General features: G+C 49.7%; 16 protein-coding genes and 1 pseudogene. 10 read left to right on the top strand and 7 right to left on the bottom strand.

Annotated elements, in window-relative coordinates:
- Positions 1 to 140: 140 nt before the first annotated feature.
- The gene (locus EOJ37_RS15050; RefSeq protein ID WP_127959227.1) at positions 141 to 689 is read right to left on the bottom strand and encodes a DUF2867 domain-containing protein; all 549 of its coding nucleotides are present in this window, start codon (positions 687 to 689) and stop codon (positions 141 to 143) included.
- Between the two features lie 253 nt (positions 690 to 942).
- On the opposite strand from EOJ37_RS15050, the gene EOJ37_RS07040 reads away from it, so the two are divergent.
- A protein-coding gene (locus EOJ37_RS07040; RefSeq protein ID WP_127959228.1) for an IS1 family transposase occupies positions 943 to 1,640 on the top strand; the annotation gives its coding sequence in 2 pieces (ribosomal slippage) (positions 943 to 1,192 and positions 1,192 to 1,640; 699 coding nt in all).
- Here the strand turns inward: EOJ37_RS07040 and EOJ37_RS07045 are convergent.
- Positions 1,621 to 1,902, bottom strand: a pseudogene (locus tag EOJ37_RS07045) (ISAs1 family transposase); the annotation flags it as partial. The gene EOJ37_RS07040 and the pseudogene EOJ37_RS07045 overlap by 20 nt on opposite strands.
- A gap of 187 nt (positions 1,903 to 2,089) precedes the next feature.
- On the opposite strand from EOJ37_RS07045, the gene rsmD reads away from it, so the two are divergent.
- The 3 genes from rsmD to EOJ37_RS07060 all read left to right on the top strand — a co-directional run bounded on the left by rsmD (position 2,090) and on the right by EOJ37_RS07060 (position 3,784).
- On the top strand, positions 2,090 to 2,713 hold the full coding sequence (gene rsmD, locus EOJ37_RS07050) for a 16S rRNA (guanine(966)-N(2))-methyltransferase (RefSeq protein WP_127959229.1): 624 nt from the start codon (positions 2,090 to 2,092) through the stop codon (positions 2,711 to 2,713).
- Entirely contained in the window at positions 2,703 to 2,975 is a 273-nt protein-coding gene (locus tag EOJ37_RS07055; RefSeq protein ID WP_127959230.1) for a DUF1145 family protein, read from the top strand. The genes rsmD and EOJ37_RS07055 overlap by 11 nt, the downstream gene beginning before the upstream one ends.
- Positions 2,976 to 3,157: 182 nt before the next feature.
- Positions 3,158 to 3,784: a lysoplasmalogenase gene (locus EOJ37_RS07060; protein WP_127959231.1), complete on the top strand. Its 627-nt coding sequence runs from the start codon at positions 3,158 to 3,160 to the stop codon at positions 3,782 to 3,784.
- A 71-nt stretch (positions 3,785 to 3,855) separates the two neighbouring features.
- Here the strand turns inward: EOJ37_RS07060 and tusA are convergent, their stop codons facing one another.
- Positions 3,856 to 4,101, bottom strand: coding sequence for a sulfurtransferase TusA (gene tusA, locus EOJ37_RS07065; protein WP_127959232.1), 246 nt, complete (start codon positions 4,099 to 4,101; stop codon positions 3,856 to 3,858).
- A gap of 186 nt (positions 4,102 to 4,287) precedes the next feature.
- On the opposite strand from tusA, the gene EOJ37_RS07070 reads away from it, so the two are divergent.
- Positions 4,288 to 4,953, top strand: coding sequence for a 7-cyano-7-deazaguanine/7-aminomethyl-7-deazaguanine transporter (locus EOJ37_RS07070; protein ID WP_127959233.1), 666 nt, complete (start codon positions 4,288 to 4,290; stop codon positions 4,951 to 4,953).
- Positions 4,954 to 5,070: 117 nt separating this feature from the next.
- Here EOJ37_RS07070 and mngB read toward each other — a convergent pair whose 3' ends face one another.
- Entirely contained in the window at positions 5,071 to 7,725 is a 2,655-nt protein-coding gene (mngB, locus tag EOJ37_RS07075) for a mannosylglycerate hydrolase (protein ID WP_127959234.1), read from the bottom strand.
- A 76-nt stretch (positions 7,726 to 7,801) separates the two neighbouring features.
- On the bottom strand, positions 7,802 to 9,724 hold the full coding sequence (gene mngA / locus EOJ37_RS07080; RefSeq protein WP_127959235.1) for a PTS 2-O-a-mannosyl-D-glycerate transporter subunit IIABC: 1,923 nt from the start codon (positions 9,722 to 9,724) through the stop codon (positions 7,802 to 7,804).
- Positions 9,725 to 9,995: 271 nt separating this feature from the next.
- Between mngA and EOJ37_RS07085 the strand changes: the two genes are divergently transcribed.
- The gene (locus tag EOJ37_RS07085; RefSeq protein WP_127959236.1) at positions 9,996 to 10,712 is read left to right on the top strand and encodes a GntR family transcriptional regulator; all 717 of its coding nucleotides are present in this window, start codon (positions 9,996 to 9,998) and stop codon (positions 10,710 to 10,712) included.
- A 79-nt stretch (positions 10,713 to 10,791) separates the two neighbouring features.
- On the opposite strand, the gene EOJ37_RS07090 is transcribed toward EOJ37_RS07085, so the two are convergent.
- Positions 10,792 to 12,765, bottom strand: coding sequence for a peptidase U32 family protein (locus tag EOJ37_RS07090; RefSeq protein ID WP_127959237.1), 1,974 nt, complete (start codon positions 12,763 to 12,765; stop codon positions 10,792 to 10,794).
- 292 nt (positions 12,766 to 13,057) lie between these two features.
- Here EOJ37_RS07090 and glpD point away from each other — a divergent pair, with 292 nt between their 5' ends.
- From glpD to rsmJ, 4 genes are all read left to right on the top strand, one after another.
- A complete protein-coding gene (gene glpD / locus EOJ37_RS07095; protein WP_127959238.1) occupies positions 13,058 to 14,554 on the top strand; it encodes a glycerol-3-phosphate dehydrogenase in 1,497 nt (498 codons plus the stop codon).
- Positions 14,555 to 14,600: 46 nt separating this feature from the next.
- Positions 14,601 to 15,137 carry an HPP family protein gene (locus EOJ37_RS07100; RefSeq protein ID WP_127959239.1) on the top strand — a complete coding sequence of 179 codons (537 nt, stop codon included), beginning with the start codon at positions 14,601 to 14,603 and terminating at the stop codon, positions 15,135 to 15,137.
- Positions 15,138 to 15,494: 357 nt separating this feature from the next.
- Positions 15,495 to 17,537 carry an oligopeptidase A gene (gene prlC, locus EOJ37_RS07105; protein WP_127959240.1) on the top strand — a complete coding sequence of 681 codons (2,043 nt, stop codon included), beginning with the start codon at positions 15,495 to 15,497 and terminating at the stop codon, positions 17,535 to 17,537.
- An 8-nt stretch (positions 17,538 to 17,545) separates the two neighbouring features.
- On the top strand, positions 17,546 to 18,292 hold the full coding sequence (gene rsmJ, locus EOJ37_RS07110) for a 16S rRNA (guanine(1516)-N(2))-methyltransferase RsmJ (protein ID WP_127959241.1): 747 nt from the start codon (positions 17,546 to 17,548) through the stop codon (positions 18,290 to 18,292).
- Positions 18,293 to 18,545: 253 nt separating this feature from the next.
- On the opposite strand, the gene gdhA is transcribed toward rsmJ, so the two are convergent.
- Complete coding sequence (gdhA, locus tag EOJ37_RS07115) at positions 18,546 to 19,889, bottom strand: NADP-specific glutamate dehydrogenase (RefSeq protein WP_127959242.1); 1,344 nt, start codon at positions 19,887 to 19,889, stop codon at positions 18,546 to 18,548.
- Positions 19,890 to 19,998 lie beyond the last annotated feature (109 nt).

The following is a 19,998-nucleotide window of genomic DNA, read 5'->3' on the forward strand; positions in this document are numbered from 1 at the left end:
AACCGACCAAGCTCAGTATAAAACTGAAACGCAAACGAGCGTGGATGAAAACAGATTTTTTAGAACGCATACTTAATGCAGGATTTGGGCGATAGAGTGAATTTTAATCATTCATGCGGTTGCCCTGCGCTCCCATCATCTTAAGCAAGGCGTTTGAGCATCGACTTAACGACACATTTATGGAATGGCTTAATTATTATGAGATATAATTTACCTACTAATGTATGAGGTTGAACAACGGAGATAATAAACACTCGATCACCCTCAATTTTTCTATTCATGTATACCGACAAAAAGACATCAAAATGAGCATCCTCTAAACTAAGAACTAACTCTGCATCACTGATTTGGTGCACACGAAAGAAATCCACTTCTGAACCAGCTTCTAAGCTATTTTGTCGATAAGTTGTGGCTGAACGGGAAAAACCGTTGGTTGGCGCGATGCCAAATTTACATACAAGAATGTCGCGTAACTTGAGTATTATATTGACCCATTTCGGACTTGACGCAGTTAGGTTGAAATAAGCCTCGCTAGCACATTTTAGGGGGTGCGGTGCAACATACTGCGCGAAACAGTCAGCATAGTAAGCTTGAGCGAATCGCGAAGCAAGCGCACTGCACATAGGTGGAGGGGATGCAGTAGGTATACATATCGTTTTACGGTGTGCCTTCCATTTCCTAAATAGCATTATATGATACCTCTACAATCACTAGTTTTTATTTACTTTCAACTTTATCATCCCTTTAAATTAAAAATGAGGGATGTTATTTTGAGAAGCAATTTCGTTCATTCTGATATACGATCAGGAAATCAATGTAACTTGCATTTCCTCGGCAGCCAATAACAACTTTTCATATACAATACTAGGGGGCTCACATTCGGGTCAAGCATCCAAAGTGTGGATTGTGTTGTAAGACTACTCCTTTGACAGAGTGTATCGAATGGCAAAAGTTGATGTGAAGTGCCCATTTTGTAAACAGACGGAATTCGTTAAAAAACACGGTCTGGGAAAAGCCGGCCATCAGCGTTATCAGTGTCAAATGTGCTGCCGAACTTTCCAACTCGATTACGCTTATCGCGCCTGTCACCCGGGTATGAAAGAGCAAATCGTTGACCTTGGTATGAATAACGCAGGTATCCGTGATACCGCACGGGCGTTGCATATCAGTATCAATGCTGTTGTGCGCACGTTAAAAAACTCTCGCCGCGATGTGTAACTGCGCTGCCACTGGACAACCTGCAAATACAGCTCATCTGCGAAGTGGATGAAATGTGGTCATTTGTAGGCAACAAGAAGCAGCAGCGCGGGTTGTGGTATGCATGGGAACCCCGGCTTAAACGCATTATTGCCCATGCTTTTGGTCGTCGAAGCAAAAAGACTTTCCATAACTTATTGAAGTTATTATCGGGTTTTAATGTTGCCTTCTGGTGCACAGATGACTTCAGCGCTTATGACCTGCTGCCGAATGAAAATCACATCACAGGTAAGCTTTATACACAACGAATTGAGCGTGAAAATCTGAATCTTCGCAACCGATTAAAACGGCTAAATCGCAAGACTCTCGGATACTCAAAATCAGTAGGAATGCATGACAAAATTATCGGTACATTCATTGAGCGTGAGTATTACCTGCAATAACCAAATCTACACATTGAATACGTGACCCCAGTTCGGGTGGTAATTTTGATTTTAATTGAAAGACATAGTGCTCTTCTTGGCGGCCATGACCACTCTCTTTGTGCTCGACGATTATCTTCTCTTTCTGTGCGTCAAAGAGTGCCTGAAATTGTGATTGAACAGCTTGATATAGCTTCGGTTGGTGAACCACCACATGCGCCTTCTTCTCGCTGATTTTCTCCAGCGTTTCACGCTGACAATGCAAGGCATCAAGCGTCACAACCTGGAGCATGGAGACGTGATTAGATCACAGACGATTTGCCCGTTCAAGTTTCATTAACAACGTGTGATCCCGCCCTGGCCACTGGGCGGGGGAGAGCAACGGATCCAACGCTAACTGCCACTGGCGCTATTTTCGGTATAGAATGAGCGCCGTTTGTTGCTAACCGTGAATTTAACTAGGCATTTTTATGGCAAAGAGACCTCATTCTGCTCGTTTGAAGCTCGCCAGCACAGGGGCGGTGGGTCAGATCCGTATTATCGGTGGGCAGTGGCGTGGGCGTAAATTGTCCGTTATCAACAGCCAAGGGCTGCGCCCGACAACAGATCGCATTCGTGAGACGCTGTTTAACTGGCTAGCACCTGTGATAGCGGGTGCTCGTTGCTTGGATTGCTTCGCGGGGAGTGGTTCATTGGCGCTTGAGGCGCTATCTCGTTATGCCGAGTACGCAACGTTGCTTGAAGCTGAGCGCTCGGTGGCAGCACAGCTAGAGAAAAATGTGCAGCAGTTGCAAGCTAACGCACAGGTGATCCACACCAATGCATTGAATTGGTTGGCTCAGCCGGGGCAACCGTTTGATGTGGTGTTTCTTGATCCCCCTTTTCGTCAGGGGTTGTTGGCTGAAAGCGTTGCTCTGCTCGAGCAGCAAGGTTGGCTGGCAAGCTCCGCTTGGATTTATGTTGAAACTGAAGCAGAAGGCGTGACTCCGCACGTTCCTGTAGATTGGCAGTTACATCGCGAAAAGATAGCCGGGCAGGTCGCTTATCGCCTTTACCATCGCGTTCAAAAGGAGCGTATTGATTATGCTGATTAATCTTGGTCGTCTACTGATGCTGGGCGTTTGGGGGTTTATGCTCACTAACCTGCTGTTTCCTTTTCCTAAGCCATTGACCTACTTTGTGAATGTGGCACTGTTTTTTATGTTGCTCATGCATGGATTACAGCTATTGTTACTCACGGCAACACAAGCGAAATCAGCCCCGATCAGTGGTTGGCAGAAGGGGAAAATTTTTGTTTTCGGTGTGTTCGAACTGTTAGCGTGGCAGAAAAAGCAGCCGCCAGTGGTTAAGAAATAGCATGTTATACGCAGTGTGACTGCTGTTTTCTGCGAGAGAGTATTTTGGTCTGGCCTGGTAGTTAGCGCATAGGCCAGATGCTGTTACCAACCGCGCATTGTCGAATTGGGTACCACAACCTACACTGATGAAGTGATTCGTTACTGTCGCTTTTCTCGACTCTCGACAATGAGGAAAACATCATGAGTTGGCCATTCCTTGCGGTATTTTTTTCCGGCTGGTTGTTTGTTGATGCCGCCTATCGAGGCCCACACTGGCAACGTTGGGTATTTAAACCACTGACACTGTTACTGCTACTGTTGCTGGCAAGCCAAGCCCCTCGGCTTGGTGTGACCGGGTATTTGATTGTTTTTGGTTTGCTGGCAACCCTGCTTGGCGATCTGTTGTTGCTACTGACACGAGAACGGATACTGTACGCTATCGTCGCCTTTTTTGCGTCGCACTTGCTTTACAGTATCGGTTTTACCAGCCAGATAGGCTTCAGTTTCTATTGGCCACTGCCGCTAACGCTGGCTATCGTCGGTGGGGTATTGCTGGCAGCAATCTGGAGCAAACTGGGTAAACTGCGCTGGCCAATCACCGCCTGGGTGGTGATGACACTGATCATGGTATGGCGTGCAGGTGCGCACTATCTGCTGATCCGCTCAGAGGTTGGTTTTTCACTGCTGATTGGCAGTCTGTTGTTACTGGTTGCTAACAGTGTCTGGTTACTGCACCGTTATCGCTTCAAATTCCGTGCCGCTGATGCGGTAATGGCATTCTGCTACTTCACTGGCCATTTCCTGGTGGTACGTTCACTCTACTTTTAAGTACACAACCGTTATTGCGCCATAAAACCAGAGCGCCCCTGTAGGGGCGCAGCCTGATGCGACCAGAATGGTTAGCGCCCTTTGCGCACCAGGTAGTGATAGGGCAATTGTTCGGTCTGTTGTGCCAACAGGGTGTGATCCATAAAACGGCAGAACCCGGGGATATCACGTACCGTGGCTGGATCATCAGCCAGGATCAGTAGTGTTTGCCCCTCCTCCATATGGCGTACTGCTTTGCGCACCATCATCACTGGTTCGGGGCAGCGTAACCCTTGCGCATCGAGTGTTTGATCTGCCTGGGAAAAAGTATCGTTCATTTTCTCTTCTCTTAACGTGCAAACAGCAGCGCATCTGTGCGCATGGTGCGTTAGTTTACCTGCCTGATGCTGTGGTGCAACAGTGTCTGTTCAATGACCATTGCATTGGTGACATAAACAGGTATTATGCGCCAGCACAGTTGGCACATGGGTTCCCTCACCCCATCACTCAAAAAAGGTTACATCATGTACTCATTTACCGCACAGCAGCGCGTTAGTGCGCTGGTTTGGCTTTCGCTGTTCCATATAGTGATTATCACCGCCAGTAACTATCTGGTACAGATACCGGTTAGTCTGTTTGGTTTTCATACCACTTGGGGCGCTTTCACCTTTCCGTTTATCTTTGTAGCCACCGATTTAACGGTACGTATCTTTGGCGCTGCATTGGCACGCAGGATTATTTTTCTGGTGATGCTCCCAGCGTTACTGATCTCTTATGTGATTTCGACAGTTACTTTTGAGGGGCAGTGGCAGGGTTTTGCTGCTTTGGCGCAGTTTAATCTGTTTGTGGCACGTATCGCGATTGCCAGCTTTATGGCTTATATGCTCGGGCAACTGCTCGATGTACATGTTTTTAATCGGTTGCGCCAGCGGCGATCTTGGTGGGTAGCACCAGCAGCGGCGATGTTCATCGGCAATATCTGCGATACGCTGGCGTTCTTTTTCATTGCGTTTTACCGCAGTAGTGATCCTTTTATGGCGGCAAACTGGGTGGAAATTGCCTTGGTCGACTACAGCTTCAAGCTGGTGGTCTGCATGTTATTTTTCTTGCCGATGTATGGTGTGTTACTGAATTTACTGCTCAAACGTCTGGCGGCTTACCACCCGGAACGGCGTTTGCAGTTAAATTGATCTGCTCAAGTTGTCAGTTCAGTTATGCTGTAGCGCAATTGCGCGATAGGTTCTAGCCCTGTTCAATCGTGATACGCTAGGTTCAGGCGATAACGGGGCGCAAGTCGCCCCCGTTGGTTAGCAGGTAAAGCGGAAGGTCTTCGATTGGCAAGGAGCCAGTGTGCTGAAATCGCCGGGGCTGCTCTGTTGCTTGGTTAGCGGTTGTTCATCCATACCAGTTTCCTGCCAATTGTTGACCGTCCCCTCCGGTACGCTGAGATGTCCACCTATTGGCTGTTGCTCGGATGGGTTATATACCCGAATGATAAACGCCTCAGCATCCTCAGCTTTCTTTAACACACTCAATACTGGGCCATCTTGCGCCATTGACAGCAGACTGAAACTGAGTGGGGTACCGAAGTTAGCCAAATTCAGCTTCATGGCATCAAATGGGATTTTGTTGTAGCAGCGTACCGGGGTGAGATAAGCGCGAGCTTGTTGCATGACTCCAGCCTGATGCGGATCTCCCGCAAAGCTGAACAGGCTAAAGCGGCAGCGTAATTGACCACGCATTTGTGAATCAGGTGTTGGCAGTTTAATGCCAGAGGGGCGACCGGGGCGCAGCAGTAAATCCTCTTTGCCCAGCACTCCCACCGAGCGGAACAGTGTCAGTGCGAAGGTATCGCGACGTTCGCCGATGATCTCAAATTCACGCAGTCCTTCGGTAAATAGGGCTAGGCCGTGACGTCCATCATGCAGTGCTGCAAAGTTGATTAACTGCCACACCGGAATGGGTGCCTCTTTCCACTTTTCCTGCTGCCAGTGGGCCATTGCCGGATCATCGACTGGGCGGGTAATGGTGCCAAACTGGTTATCGGCCAGTACCGTTTTACTGTTAAATGGCGTTGGGATGAGTACTCGTACACGATGATCATCTGCTTGGTTGTTGAGAACCATACTGATATCGATACGGCGGCTGTTGTGCGCCAGCGTGATCTCGCATTGTACGTCCAGATAGCCTTCCGTTTGGTGTTGCGCACGTTGTTGTAGATTGGCTGGCAGTGCCATACGTAATGTCAGCGTCGCACTACTTTGCCAGGCTTCATGGCAGATCTCGCGGGTAACCGCACTTTGAGTGGAGTAGAGTAGCCACTCTTGGCGTGCGGGTGAATAATCGTATTCATCGCCATCATCTGAACCGTCTTCCAGTTGTAACACCTGTTGGTAGTGGCAACCTGTCAGCTTATCTTCAATATCTAGTGTGCCATTGTTATTGATCACAATCCGATAGTATTGGTTTTCCAATAAGTCTGGTGATTGTGCTGCTGGCGGGCTGAGTAGCCCGGGTTGATTGGCGTGAATATGCAGTGTGCTGTATCCCATCGCGGGCAGGTGCTGCAACAACTGAATGTCATACTCCATAAACGGATCATAATTTCCGTAGTGGACGATTTGACGATCAACCAGCCCTGGATCAATTTCCCGTTTGGAGCGAATAAAATAGGCTACCGGCTGTCCCTGTTGATCAGTTAAGGCAAACTGGCTGGTTCGAGCACGAATGGTGGTGTTGATCACTTCTTCACGTTCATAAGGCAATAAGTTGAACAGAGCCAACTTGTCGGCCGCTTGGTCGCTATTATTGCTGTGTTGTACAGGCATGTTGTCTACGATCTTACGCAGATAGAAGCGTACTAGGTTTTCTGCCATATCTTCAGCCAGTACGAAACGTGCCATCACTTCCCGGTGTACCTTATCACTACAGCAACAACCAATACTGTCATGCGCATGATTTTTTAGGATCTCCTTCCACATTTTTTCCAGTAGACCGTGGTGATATTCAAAACCAAGAGACCACGCGATAGCCGCCAGTGGTTCAAGGATGTTGACGATTTTATTCTCAATCTCTGCGTTGGCGATCTTGATGTCCATGCGTGTGGAGGAGATGGTGCGGTGAACGCGCATATATTTGCCATCGTTAAATTCGCCCATCAGGGTGGCCAACCGTTCACGGTGGGCTTCGATGCGTTCAAATACTTGTTCGAAGCGGCTGATCAGAAATTCGCGTTGTGGGTAAATGTCACGCAGTTTTGCTATTACTTGGAAAATGTTCTGTTGCAGCGGCATCTGGTCATGGCCATTGGGCAGCAGGATATCTTGCGTCAATGAGGCGTTTTCCAACACTTCGAAATAACTGTCGAGCCGTTTGCGCAATCCAGCTTCATCTTCAGGTAAGTACTTACCAATTGCGTAGCCAAGTGGTAACACCTGTACTACCACTTCGCTGCCATCGTTGCTCTGCCAGAGAAATTCTGTTTTATCTGTGCCATGGCGTTCTGAGCAGCCACGCCAAAACAAAGCACGGGTGATCCCAAAACCGTTAAAGATATGCGGTAACTGTGCAGACATGCTAAAAGAGTCCGGTAGGTAACCGATCTTCATCGGTTCACCGAAAGCGAGGCAATCACGTAGACCGTACATTAAGTTACGCACAATCGATTCGCCCGCGACGATCATCGTGTCGGTTTGGGTATACCAAGGGCCAATAATCAGTTTGCCGGCAGCAACCAGTGCTTTCACTCGCTGACGATGTTGTGGTTTGATGGCAAAGTAATCTTCAAGTATCGCCGTTTGACCATCGAGCAGATAAAAAGGGTACGCGGTATCGTTTTCCAGCCGAGTCAGGATCTCTTCCATGTTGTTAATTAGCAGAATACGTGATTCCTCAGTGGTGAAATACCACTCACGATCCCAGTGCATATGCGGTGTGATATGAACTCGTGATACAGCTTTCATTTTTGATTCCTGAATAATAGCCTAGAGAGTAGGCGCGGTAATATGTCGCCAATAACGCACTAACTAGTCAGCATGGTTAAACAATATGGTAGTGCCCCTGTTTCATCGCCCGATGCCGCCATGAGATTAGCACCAGTGTCGAGAGCAGCGTGCCGAACAGTGCTGAGCCAAACCAGATAGTTGCAGAGAGCACTGCTCCAAGACCGTTGTCATGTAGCAGGAACAGCGAGAAAATGCCTGCGCCAGGGGTAGAAAGCCCTATGCTGAAACTTCCCACTATTGCACCCGTTGCCATTGAACCTATCAGGAATGAACCGATCACCCGCACCGGATCTTCAATCGCCATCGGTATTGCCCCTTCTGTTATGCCTGCTAATCCCAGCAACCAGGTAGATTTACCGGTTTCAATTTCAAATGGTTGAAATAGCCGTGGTGCCAGTATCGTGGAGAGTGTGACGGTAAATGCTGAAACCATTTTTACTGAGGCAAAGATGGCATAAGGGCCATAGACACCGTTGGCCATGGCACCAAGACAGAAGGCATAAGCCGCTTTATTGACCGGGCCACCAAGATCAAATGAGCACATGAAACCCAGAATGGCACCTAACACGAGGGCATTGGCGCCTGATAGATCATTAAGCCACTGAGTGAGGCCGTTATTGATCCAGGCAACTGGCTGGCCTATCACAAACAGCATCAAACTACCGGCTACCAAGGTGCCTATGACCGGGTAGAGGTAGAAGGTCATAAAGCCATTGAAATTAGCGCTTAACCGCAGATGCAACTTAACCCAGCGCATCAGGTAGCCAGCAATCAGTCCGCCAACGACACCACCCAAAAAACCGGAGCCGATCATGTTGGCGGCCAACCCCGCAGCGAAGCCGGGGCCTAATGCCGGTTTATCGGCCAATGAGTAGGCGGTATAGGCGGCCAGTACTGGCACCATCAAGGTGCCAAGCATTCCACCACCCAGTTTACGGTACATCCATAGCCAGGAGTTTTGCTGTTCAAACAAATGCTGTAGACCAAAAATCTGTGCTAAAAGTACCGCAACTGCCAACACCGTACCGCCAGCAACAATCAATGGCACAGCAAATGAGATACCACTGAGTAGAGCCTGTTTGAGTTCGGTTTTGATGCTGTGCTTCGGTGCGGTGTGAGCACTGTGCTGGATAGGTATGCTACCGCCACCAGCTTGGCCTGCTGCTAGCGCTTGCTCTAGAAGACGTTCAGCATGTTTGATCGGTTCAGCCACTGAAGTTTCAATACGTGGGATCGCGCCAAATCTTTCCACTTCTTTGATCGCCACATCAGCGGCGAAAATACACGCCGTCGCATCATTGAGCTGCTGCGCGGTCAAGCGCCCTTCAATACCATTTGCACCCTGTTTTTCAACATAAACATTAATGCCCAGTTTACGGCCTGCTTTTTCCAGGTATTCCGCAGCCATGTAAGTGTGCGCAATGCCTGCTGGACAAGCGGTGACGCATACCACGGTAGGTTGGGTGTCATCCGGTGTTACCGCAAGCGGGTTGGCCTCTGTCGCGCCACTGCTGAGTAATGCAATCAATTGTTCCGGTGTGGTCGCTTTCAGCACTGCCGCGCGTGTCTGATCATCAACCAGCGCGGTGGTTAATGCAGTCAGCAACTGCATATGGGTGGATCCAGCCTGATCCGCAGGGATCGCCAACAGAAAGATCATGTTGACGTTTTCCGGACCATCAATGCCTTGCCACTCCAGTGGAGTTTCCAGTGTGGCGACGGCAAATGCGGCCTGCTTGACACTCTCACTTTTACCATGTGGCACTGCTAGCCCTTCCCCCAATGCCGTTGGCGCTTGTGCTTCACGGGTAAACACGGCCTCGAGAAAAGCTTGTTTGTCATGGAGTTTATTTTGTGCCGCCAATTGATTTGCTAAAAAATGAATAGCTTGATCGCGTGTTGCGAAGGTGGTTTGCAGGTTTATCAGGCTGGGGTGGGTCAGGCTGCTTAGGTTCATAGCTATCCTCAATGTAACCAGGCCGGTTGGAAAACGGTTTGTCTTTATCACCAAACAGGCCGGGATAATAGCAACCATAACCACACCATTATGTGATTGGTATCAAATAAATTAATTTTTGTATCTAATTTGTATTAATTCATATTTAGCACCAATAGATTTCCTTGCAATCAACATGATGGATCCACTTGGGTGTATTTACTGCAAATTCAGCCAATAACAGATAGAATGCGCGTATCGTTGCCTGTCTATCTGTGGGGGATAGTAAACCATGAGCAAAAAGCCTATCTATCGCCAGATCGCGGATGTTCTGCGTCAACAGATTGTGAGTGGTCAACTGCAACCGGGGGCTGTGTTACCTACTGAGGCACAATTGCGTGAGCAGTATCATGTCAGCCGTGTCACTGTGCGTCAGGCACTGAAGTTACTCAGTGACGAGTCGGTGATTGAAAGCCTGCAGGGCAGTGGTTGGTATGTGAAAGAAAAACCGGTGAATTACGATATTTATCAACTGACCAGTTTTTATGAAAAACTGGCAGATCGCAATGTGGAAACCCACAGCGATGTGCTGGCATTTCAGATCACCGATGCTTCACCTGAAATTGCTGCCGCGTTACGCTTGACTCCAGCGGAAAAGGTCTATTACGTCAAACGGGTACGTTATATCAACCAGAAACCAGTGACGTTGGAAGAGACGTGGATGCCAGTGGCACTGTTTCCTGATCTCAGTTATCAGGTGATGCAAAAATCAAAGTATCACTATATTGAGCAAGTGAAAAAACGGGTGATAGAGCGTAGTGAACAGGAAATTATCCCCGTGATGCCATCCAGTGATGCAGTAAAAGCATTGGGGATTGATCCACATAAACCGATCCTGGAAAAAGTTTCTACCGGTTTTTTAAACGATGGCACTGTATTTGAATTCAGCCGTAATTTCTTTAAAAGTGACGAGTATAAATTCACGCTGGTGGCAAGGCGTAAGCATTAGCTCAAGCACCTCATCAGCATACACGCAGCTAGCACCGAATGCAGTGCTAGCCGGTGGCTAACAGATTTCTGATTGATGCTTAACTTTCACTCCGGATCTTACGTGATGGCAAAGTCGTGCATAGTTCTTCTGGGGTGATCGAGGCAACGATATTGCCTGGTGGTGGCATTTTGGCAATGTGGTGCTTGATTTTACCCATGACGTGCATCTCACACGGTTTGCAGTTAAAACGTAGTGTCAACACCTCGTTGCCATGTACCAATTGCATCGGTGTTGCTTGCCAGCTTTTGATGTTGCCTTTGGCCTGCTTTGGGCACAAGTTAAAGGCAAAACGTAGGCAGTGTTTGGTGATCATCACGGGGACTTCGTCGCGCTGTTGGTGTGCTTCATATGCAGCATCAATAAGTTGTACACCATAGCGTTGGTAAAACTGCCGCGCTTTATGGTTATAAACGTTAGCCAGAAAGCTGAGGTGTGTTTCTGGGTAAACCGGTGGAGGTGAGCAGACCGGTTTTCGGCTGCCGCGTGGGTAAGCGGCCAGGCGAGCAGCATCAAGCTGCTCAATGGTTTCGCGGCGCAGTTGGTTCAATAGGCTGTTGGGTACAAACAGCATCTCCGGTAGGTTGAGTGTGATATTGTGCGCGTAATAGAGCGTCTGTCCCAGCTTTGCTAAGCCTTGCTGTAGGTTATCCGCTGCTTTGTCTGCGTTGGCTGCTGGTTCAAATGCACCGTTGAGTGAGTGTGTTACGCTGACTCCGTCTTCACTGCGGAGGGTGAGTCGCAGTTGCTGTGCTCCGCCGTTCAGTGTGATATCTACACCAATACGGCGCCTGCTGGAGCTTTTCAGTAATGCCTGTTGCCATTGGTGATCAAGATTGCGGTTGAGAACTTGGTACGGGCGCGCTTTGTGTAGATCTGCCGGCATCTCATTCGGCCAGAGTCGATAGCGGTTTTCACCCATTTTTTCTACCGTATTAACCCGAAAACCCACCACTTCACGTTTAATCATTACATTCAGCCCATCACCATTGTGCAGGGGTTCTGTTGCGGTGACGTCCAGATATTTGCTGTCGACCTTGAGCACTTCACCGACCGGTAGGCCGATAAATTTTGGTGAATCAAACGCGCCGATATCCTCTTTGCGGCCGTTGACAAAGTAATCAGTGTTACCACGGTGGAAGGTTTTGTCGGTGGAGGGGATAAAGAAATGCTCGGTACGTCCGGCGGAAGCTCGGGCTAAATCGCCGCGTTGCTCAATGATGGTGTCAAGCATTTGGCGGTAATGTGCAGTGATGTTTTTGACATAACTCATGTCTTTATAGCGCCCTTCAATTTTGAATGAGCGCACACCGGCGTCGATCAGTGCTGCCAGGTTGGCGGTTTGATCATTATCTTTGATCGAGAGCAGATGTTTTTCATACGCGACAACACGCCCTTGGTCATCCTTCAGGGTATATGGCAGTCGGCAGGCTTGTGAGCAGTCGCCCCGGTTAGCACTGCGCCCAGTTTGTGCGTGTGAGATATAACACTGGCCAGAGTAGGCGACACAGAGTGCGCCGTGGATGAAAAACTCAATCACAGCGTCGGTCGCTGCAGCGATTTGCTGGATTTGATTGAGATTCAGCTCACGCGCCAGCACGATTTGGCTAAAACCAACATCAGCAAGAAATTTTGCTTTCTCGACACTGCGAATATCACATTGTGTGCTGGCGTGTAACTCGATTGGTGGCAGATCCAGTTCAAGGATCCCCATATCCTGGACAATCAGCGCATCAACACCGCTGTGATAGAGCTCAGTAATCAGCTTTTGTGCCGGTTCAAGTTCATCGTCATGCAGAATCGTGTTGAGTGTAATGAATACTTTGGCACCATAGCGATGGGCGAATGGCACTAGTTGTGCGATATCGCGCAAGCTGTTACTGGCATTATGGCGTGCACCAAAGCCTGGGCCACCAATATAGATGGCATCGGCACCATGTAAGATGGCTTCACGGGCAATCTCAGTGTCACGGGCAGGGCTAAGCAGTTCAAGATGTGGCTGTTGTAGAGGCATGGTGTTGTCGTTATCTGTGGTGGTCAGCGGGCAAAATAACTGTATTTGGTATCGTTGATCAAGTGGCGATGTTGGATATGGCCATGGCAGAGATCAGAACACCGGCCTGTGACACAGCAATCGTCTGGACTGGCTCAGGGGAGCGGGTTCACCGTGCAGCAGTAAGCTCGCTAAAGAAACACAGTAAAGAAAATGTTTTTTGTTGACTACTTGGCCTATTGCTAACTTTTTGGTTACAATGATGAGCGTAATCGAGCATTAAAAGTGTTATTTCGAGCAATCCGAGGGCGAAATGGAAACGAAAGATTTAATTGTTATTGGTGGTGGCATCAATGGTGCTGGCATTGCGGCAGATGCTGCCGGGCGTGGGCTTTCCGTGTTGCTGTTGGAGGCGAAAGATTTAGCCTGTTCAACTTCTTCTGCCAGCTCAAAGCTGATCCACGGCGGTTTGCGTTATCTGGAGCACTATGAATTTCGCCTAGTACGTGAGGCGCTAGCCGAGCGCGAAGTACTGTTGAAAATGGCCCCTCACATCGCTTTTCCAATGCGTTTCCGTTTGCCGCATCAACCGCATTTGCGCCCAGCGTGGATGATCCGTGCCGGGCTGTTTCTCTATGATCATTTAGGCCAGCGTTCAACATTGCCAGCCAGCCATGGATTGCGCTTTGGTGCAGATTCGGTGTTGAAACCGGAAATTACGCGCGGTTTCGAATATTCTGACTGCTGGGTCGATGATGCGCGTTTGGTGGTGTTAAACGCTCAGGCGGTAGTGGAGCGTGGTGGCGAAGTGCTAACGCGGACAAGGGTCACGGCAGCGCGGCGAGAAAATGGCCTGTGGATAGTGGAAGCGGTCGACATTGATAGCGGTAACACCTTCACGTGGCGTGCTAAAGGATTGGTGAATGCCAGTGGCCCGTGGGTGAAGCAGTTGTTTGATCAGAATCTGAAGCTGAAATCGCCTTATGGTATCCGTCTGATCAAAGGTAGCCATATTGTGGTGCCGCGCGTTCATCAGCAGCCACAGGCCTATATTTTACAGAACGAAGATAAGCGGATTGTGTTTGTTATCCCTTGGCTGGAGCAGTTTTCGATTATTGGCACCACCGATGTGGAGTATCACGGCGATGCGGGTGCAGCGCATATCGATCAACAGGAGATTGACTACCTGTTGAAAGTCTATAACCACCATTTTAAACAGCCGCTGAGCCGTGATGATATCGTCTGGACTTACTCTGGTGTACGTCCGCTGTGTGATGATGAGTCAGACTCGCCACAGGCGATCACGCGTGATTACACCCTCGATCTACAAGATGAACAGGGTCAGGCTCCTCTGCTTTCGGTGTTTGGTGGCAAATTGACCACCTATCGCAAACTGGCGGAACATGCGTTGGATAAACTGGCGGGTTACTATCCAAACTGTGGTGCGGCTTGGACTAAACAGATGGTGCTACCAGGCGGTAACATTGGCGCTGATCGTGCCGCTTATGCCGCTAAGCTTGGGCGGCAATATCCTTGGTTACCAGAGTCATTGGCGCGCCGCTATGCCTATACCTATGGTAGCCATAGCGAGCTGATTTTGGCTGGTGCGCGCGGTGTTGCTGATTTGGGTGAAGAGTTTGGCCACCAGTGCTATGAAGCTGAACTGCGTTATCTGGTAGATAAGGAGTGGGTGGTTGAGTTGGATGATGCTATCTGGCGTAGAACTAAACTTGGCATGTGGTTGACATCCGAACAAAAAATGCGAATTGAAAATTGGCTGGCTGAACATCTGCCGGCAACAACGCTATAACAGCAACCATGCAGCAACGGCCATAACCTGTGCAAGGAGTGTCAAGATGGCAAAGTGGGGCGGTGGCGGCAGTCTGCCACCAAAATCGAATAGTGTGCAGTTGTTGAAAGGGGCGATCGGTGGTTTTTTCGGTATTCTGCTGCTCGGCTACCTGGGCGAAACAACCGGTGATCCGTGGTTGATGGCACCGTTTGGTGCCACCTGTGTACTGCTGTTTACTGTGCCGAGTTCGCCATTGGCACAGCCGCGTAATGTGATTGGTGGTCACCTGACCACTGCGGCGATTGGTCTGTTGGCTTTGTATAGCTTGGGCGATGCGATCTGGGTGATGGCGCTGGCAGTGGCGATATCCATTCTACTGATGCAGTTATTGCGCACCATACATCCACCGGCAGGAGCCAATCCGTTGCTGATCATCTTGGCAGGTAAGCAGGTGGTTGATGTCTCGTTTCTGCTCACCCCAGTGCTGGTTGGCAGTGTGTTGCTGGTAATATTGGCGGCATTGGTCAATAACTGGGGGCGCGAGAGTTGGCCGGTCTACTGGCATGGTATCAGGCGGCAACGGCGAGAAGATGAAGCATAGTCTCATCGGCGAACAGCACTATTTTGGTGTCGTACCCTGGTTGGCGTACTCGTCTGTTGTCTTTACGCTATGTTCTCTGTGTGCTGTCGGTGTCTAAACTGACAGCACTGTGACACCTGTTGGGATCAGCAGGTAATTTCGACTCAGCCGTGGGTCATACTGGTCAGTTACCTCAACTTGCCGGGTTAATGTTTATCGTTCATGTTGGCACCTGTGGCTGTGGCCAAGGTGCATCACGCACTTTTCCCCATCTCGCCATTGATTTTATTGCCGCTTGGCACCATGTTAATTAGCACAGTTTATTTTGTTTAATTCCACAGCCCGATGTGCTGTTGTACGCTACTCAGGATCCCCGTTATGAAAAACCCATTGCTGAACCCGTTTTACCTGCCCCCCTTTTCGGCTATCGAACCGGAGGATATTGTCCCGGCAGTACAGTCAGCACTGGATGATTGCCGTGCCACGGTGGAGCGTGTTGTTGCTCAACCAGGACCATTTAGTTGGCACAATCTCTGCCAGCCATTAGCGGAGAGTGACGATCGTTTAGCGCGTATTTGGTCGCCAGTCAGTCACCTTAATGCCGTGAAAAATAGCGCCGAATTGCGCGCCGCGTATGAGCAGGTGCTGCCATTGTTGGCAGAATATGGCACTTGGGTGGGTCAGCATGAGGGGTTGTACCAGGCTTACCGCAGCTTGAAGCAGGGGGAGGGCTTTGCTCTACTAAGCCAGCCCGAGCGTAAAGCGGTGGAGAATGCACTGCGCGATTTCGAGCTTTCCGGCATTGGTTTGGCAGCGGAAAAGCAGCAGCGCTATGGCGAGATTGTCGCGCGTTTGTCTGAACTCTCTTCCAGCTACAGCAACAACGTCCTTGATGCGACAATGGCTTGGAGCAAGTTGATCACGGATGTCAGTGAGTTAACTGGCCTGCCAGAGAGTGCCTTAGCACAGGCACAGGCGATGGCAGAAAGTCGTGAACTGGAAGGCTGGCTGTTAACACTGGATATGCCAAGTTATCTGCCGGTGATGACTTATGCCGATAATCGTGCTCTGCGTGAAGAGATCTACCGTGCTTATCTGACACGAGCGTCTGATCAGGGGCCAAATGCCGGGCAGTGGGATAACAGTGATGTGATGGCAGAGATATTGGCACTGCGCCATGAATTGGCGCAGTTGCTTGGGTTTGCCAATTATGCCGAGAAATCACTCGCGACTAAAATGGCACAGAGTCCTGACCAAGTGCTTAACTTCCTGCATGATCTGGCTGCTCGTGCGCGTCCACAAGCTGAACAGGAACTGGCACAGTTACAGGCTTTTGCGCAACAGCACTACGGTGTTGAACAACTTGCAGCCTGGGACATCACCTATTACAGCGAAAAACAGAAGCAGCATCTATTTTCGATCAGTGACGAGCAGCTACGGCCCTATTTTCCTGAACCACGGGTATTAAATGGATTGTTTGAAGTGGTCAGACGTGTTTTTGGTGTTAGCGCTAAACAGCGCCACGATGTTGATTGCTGGCACCCCGACGTGCGTTTCTTCGATCTGTTTGCGGCAGATGGTGAGCTGTGTGGCAGTTTTTATCTCGATCTCTACGCACGCGAGCATAAACGCGGCGGAGCCTGGATGGATGAGTGTGTTGGCAAATTGAGCAAGTCGGATGGCTCACAGCAGAAACCCGTCGCCTATCTTACCTGTAACTTTAATCGCCCATTGGGTGACCAACCGGCACTGTTTACCCACGATGAGGTGATCACGCTGTTTCATGAGTTTGGTCACGGTTTGCATCATATGCTGACCCAAATTGATACCGCTGGAGTTTCTGGCATTAATGGCGTCGCTTGGGATGCAGTTGAATTACCCAGCCAATTTCTAGAAAACTGGTGCTGGGAGCCAGAAGCACTGGCGTTTATTTCAGGCCATGTTGATAGTGGTGAACCTCTGCCGCAAGCACTGCTAGAAAAGATGCTGGCAGCGAAAAATTATCAGGCCGCACTGTTTATTCTGCGCCAACTGGAGTTTGGATTATTTGATTTCCGCTTACATGCCGAATACAACCCAGCAAATGGGGCGCAGATCCTAGCGACATTGGCTGAAGTGAAAAAACAGGTTGCTGTGGTGCCTTCGCCTACCTGGGGACGCTTCCCGCACGCATTCAGCCATATTTTTGCTGGTGGTTACGCCGCTGGTTACTACAGCTACCTATGGGCGGAGGTACTTTCAGCCGACGCCTATTCGCGGTTTGAACAGGAAGGGATTTTCAATGCGCAAACCGGCAGCGATTTCCTGCAACACATTCTGTCGCGCGGCGGCTCTGAGGAACCAATGACACTTTTTCAGCGTTTCCGTGGTCGTGAACCTCAGCTTGATGCCATGCTGCGCCATTACGGTATCAAGGGATAAGCTGAGCAGTGAGCATCTTCTTATACTGTGAGCAGCCAGCCGACAGCGATCGTCTGGCTGCGTTAGCACAACGTTGGCAACTGAGCAGTGATCACAATGCCGTGCTGGCACTGGTGTTAACTGCGCACGGCTTGGAGTTGCGCAAACGTGATGAACCGAAACTGGGGGCGATCAGTGTCGATTTTGTCACTGGCGCACTGGCTCACCGTAGGCGTTTTGGCGGTGGGCGAGGTGAGGCGGTAGCCAAAGCGGTCGGAATCAAAGGCGACTATTTGCCGAGTGTTGTCGATGCCACGGCAGGTTTGGGACGTGATGCTTTTGTATTGGCCGCGCTCGGTTGCCGTGTACAGATGCTAGAACGCAATCCAGTAGTTGCTGCGTTACTGGAAGATGGCTTACAGCGTGCCTATCAGGATGCAGAGATCGGGGGGTGGCTACGTGAACGCTTAACGTTACTGCACGCTTCGAGTCTCACTGCGCTGGCCGAGCTCACTCCACGCCCTGAAGTGGTTTACCTTGATCCAATGTATCCACACCGCCAAAAAAGTGCGTTGGTTAAAAAGGAGATGCGGGTATTCCAGCAACTGGTAGGCAGTGATGAGGACGCCGATGGCTTGTTGCAACCGGCGCGCCAGTTGGCAACGCGAAGGGTGGTGGTGAAACGGCCGGATTACGCCCCACCACTGGCTAATATCGCTGCCCATGCGGCGATTAACACTAAAAATCATCGTTTTGATCTCTATCCACCACTGTAATCTGTAGCACTTCACCTGCGGTGTAATACAGGGGTGCAGTGCGCGAGATGCTTACCAATTCAATAGCGGTTGTGGTGCAAATTGCCGCTTACCTGAGGGCTAGAATAACTTTCCATTTGATTTTCTTTGCATTAACTGGTGCGGGAAAGGCATTATCGAAATGAGTGGGAGGTGTGATGAGTAAAAAAATGCCAACGGATTAACGTCGGCATTGGCGATTATCAGTGTGCTCAGTATTGCTAATAGTACAAAGTTACAGCACGCCTTGCGCTAACATGGCATCGGCTACTTTCACAAAGCCCGCAATGTTGGCACCGTGAACATAGTGGGTCTGCTTGTCTTCACCACCATACTGAACGCAAGCTTGGTGGATATCAGCCATAATCTGGCGCAGGCGGATATCTACTTTTTCGGCTCTCCAGTTGATGCGTGCCGCGTTTTGTGCCATCTCTAGGCCGGAAGTCGCTACACCACCTGCATTTGCTGCTTTACCTGGTGCAAACAGCACGCCAGCTTTCAGGAATGCATCCGTTGCACGGATAGTGGTCGGCATGTTGGCACCTTCTGCCACGGCTTTGACGCCGTTGCGGATCAACACTTGGGCTGCTTCAAAATCGAGTTCGTTTTGAGTAGCGCAAGGCAGCGCGATATCAACCGGAACATTCCACGGCTGCTCACCAGGCAGGAAGGTGAGGCCACGCTCACGTGCATAATCGGCAACACGACCGTAGCGCTGATTTTTGATTTCGATCAGATGTGCCAGTTTTTCTGTGGTGAAGCCAGCTTCATCAACCAGTGTGCCACCAGAGTCTGAAACGGTAATCACCTTAGCATCCAACTCTAATGCTTTTTCAATGGTATATTGTGCAACGTTGCCTGAGCCGGAAACCGCAACACGCATACCCTCAAACCCTAGGCCGTGGCGCTGTAGCATCGAGTCAGTGAAATAGACCAAACCATATCCAGTTGCTTCTGGACGGATCAGGCTGCCACCAAACGACAAACCTTTGCCGGTGAAGACGCAGCCCGTCTGATTGGACAATTTTTTCATCATGCCGGCCATAAAGCCGACTTCACGACCACCAACGCCGATATCACCAGCGGGTACGTCGGTGTCTGGGCCAAGATGACGGTATAGCTCGGTCATCAATGATTGGCAGAAGCGCATGATTTCGCCGTGGCTTTTGCCTTTCGGATCAAAATCTGAGCCGCCTTTACCACCACCCATCGGCAGTGTGGTTAAGGCATTTTTGAAGGTTTGTTCAAAACCTAAAAACTTCAGGATCGAGCTGTTAACAGACGGGTGAAAACGCATGCCGCCTTTGTATGGTCCGATAGCTGAGTTGAATTGTACGCGATAGGCGCGATTGACTCTTACCTGGCCCTGATCATCAACCCAACTCACGCGGAACTGGATCACACGTTCAGGTTCAACCAAACGCTCTAATAGCGCTTGTTCGCGATAGTGTGGATTGCGTTCGATGAATGGCCACAGGGAGGTGAAAACTTCTTGCACGGCCTGTAGAAACTCAGGTTGATGTGGGTTATTACGCTGTAACGATTGTAGAAACGATTCTAACGATACCGTTTGTTCCATGGATAGCTCCTGTCTAGCATTTTGGTTTCCCCTATGTGTGCTGAAGCTCATAGTCGGGGAAAAGGTTGGGTCTACTCCGAATATAACATTGAGAGGTGGTTGGTTAACA

Origin of the sequence: Serratia microhaemolytica, assembly GCF_004011885.1 — a bacterium.
Lineage (GTDB): Bacteria > Pseudomonadota > Gammaproteobacteria > Enterobacterales > Enterobacteriaceae > Serratia_G > Serratia_G microhaemolytica.

Bases quoted from the DNA above. Each gene is read 5' to 3' on its own strand.
- EOJ37_RS07070 (WP_127959233.1), top strand. From the start codon at position 4,288: ATGTACTCATTTACCGCACAGCAGCGCGTTAGTGCGCTGGTTTGGCTT.
- prlC (WP_127959240.1), top strand. From the start codon at position 15,495: ATGAAAAACCCATTGCTGAACCCGTTTTACCTGCCCCCCTTTTCGGCT.
- EOJ37_RS07055 (WP_127959230.1), top strand. From the start codon at position 2,703: ATGCTGATTAATCTTGGTCGTCTACTGATGCTGGGCGTTTGGGGGTTT.
- EOJ37_RS07085 (WP_127959236.1), top strand. From the start codon at position 9,996: ATGAGCAAAAAGCCTATCTATCGCCAGATCGCGGATGTTCTGCGTCAA.
- rsmD (WP_127959229.1), top strand. From the start codon at position 2,090: ATGGCAAAGAGACCTCATTCTGCTCGTTTGAAGCTCGCCAGCACAGGG.
- glpD (WP_127959238.1), top strand. From the start codon at position 13,058: ATGGAAACGAAAGATTTAATTGTTATTGGTGGTGGCATCAATGGTGCT.
- mngA (WP_127959235.1), bottom strand. From the start codon at position 9,724: ATGAACCTAAGCAGCCTGACCCACCCCAGCCTGATAAACCTGCAAACC.
- tusA (WP_127959232.1), bottom strand. From the start codon at position 4,101: ATGAACGATACTTTTTCCCAGGCAGATCAAACACTCGATGCGCAAGGG.
- mngB (WP_127959234.1), bottom strand. From the start codon at position 7,725: ATGAAAGCTGTATCACGAGTTCATATCACACCGCATATGCACTGGGAT.
- EOJ37_RS07090 (WP_127959237.1), bottom strand. From the start codon at position 12,765: ATGCCTCTACAACAGCCACATCTTGAACTGCTTAGCCCTGCCCGTGAC.
- EOJ37_RS07060 (WP_127959231.1), top strand. From the start codon at position 3,158: ATGAGTTGGCCATTCCTTGCGGTATTTTTTTCCGGCTGGTTGTTTGTT.
- EOJ37_RS07100 (WP_127959239.1), top strand. From the start codon at position 14,601: ATGGCAAAGTGGGGCGGTGGCGGCAGTCTGCCACCAAAATCGAATAGT.
- gdhA (WP_127959242.1), bottom strand. From the start codon at position 19,889: ATGGAACAAACGGTATCGTTAGAATCGTTTCTACAATCGTTACAGCGT.
- EOJ37_RS15050 (WP_127959227.1), bottom strand. From the start codon at position 689: ATGCTATTTAGGAAATGGAAGGCACACCGTAAAACGATATGTATACCT.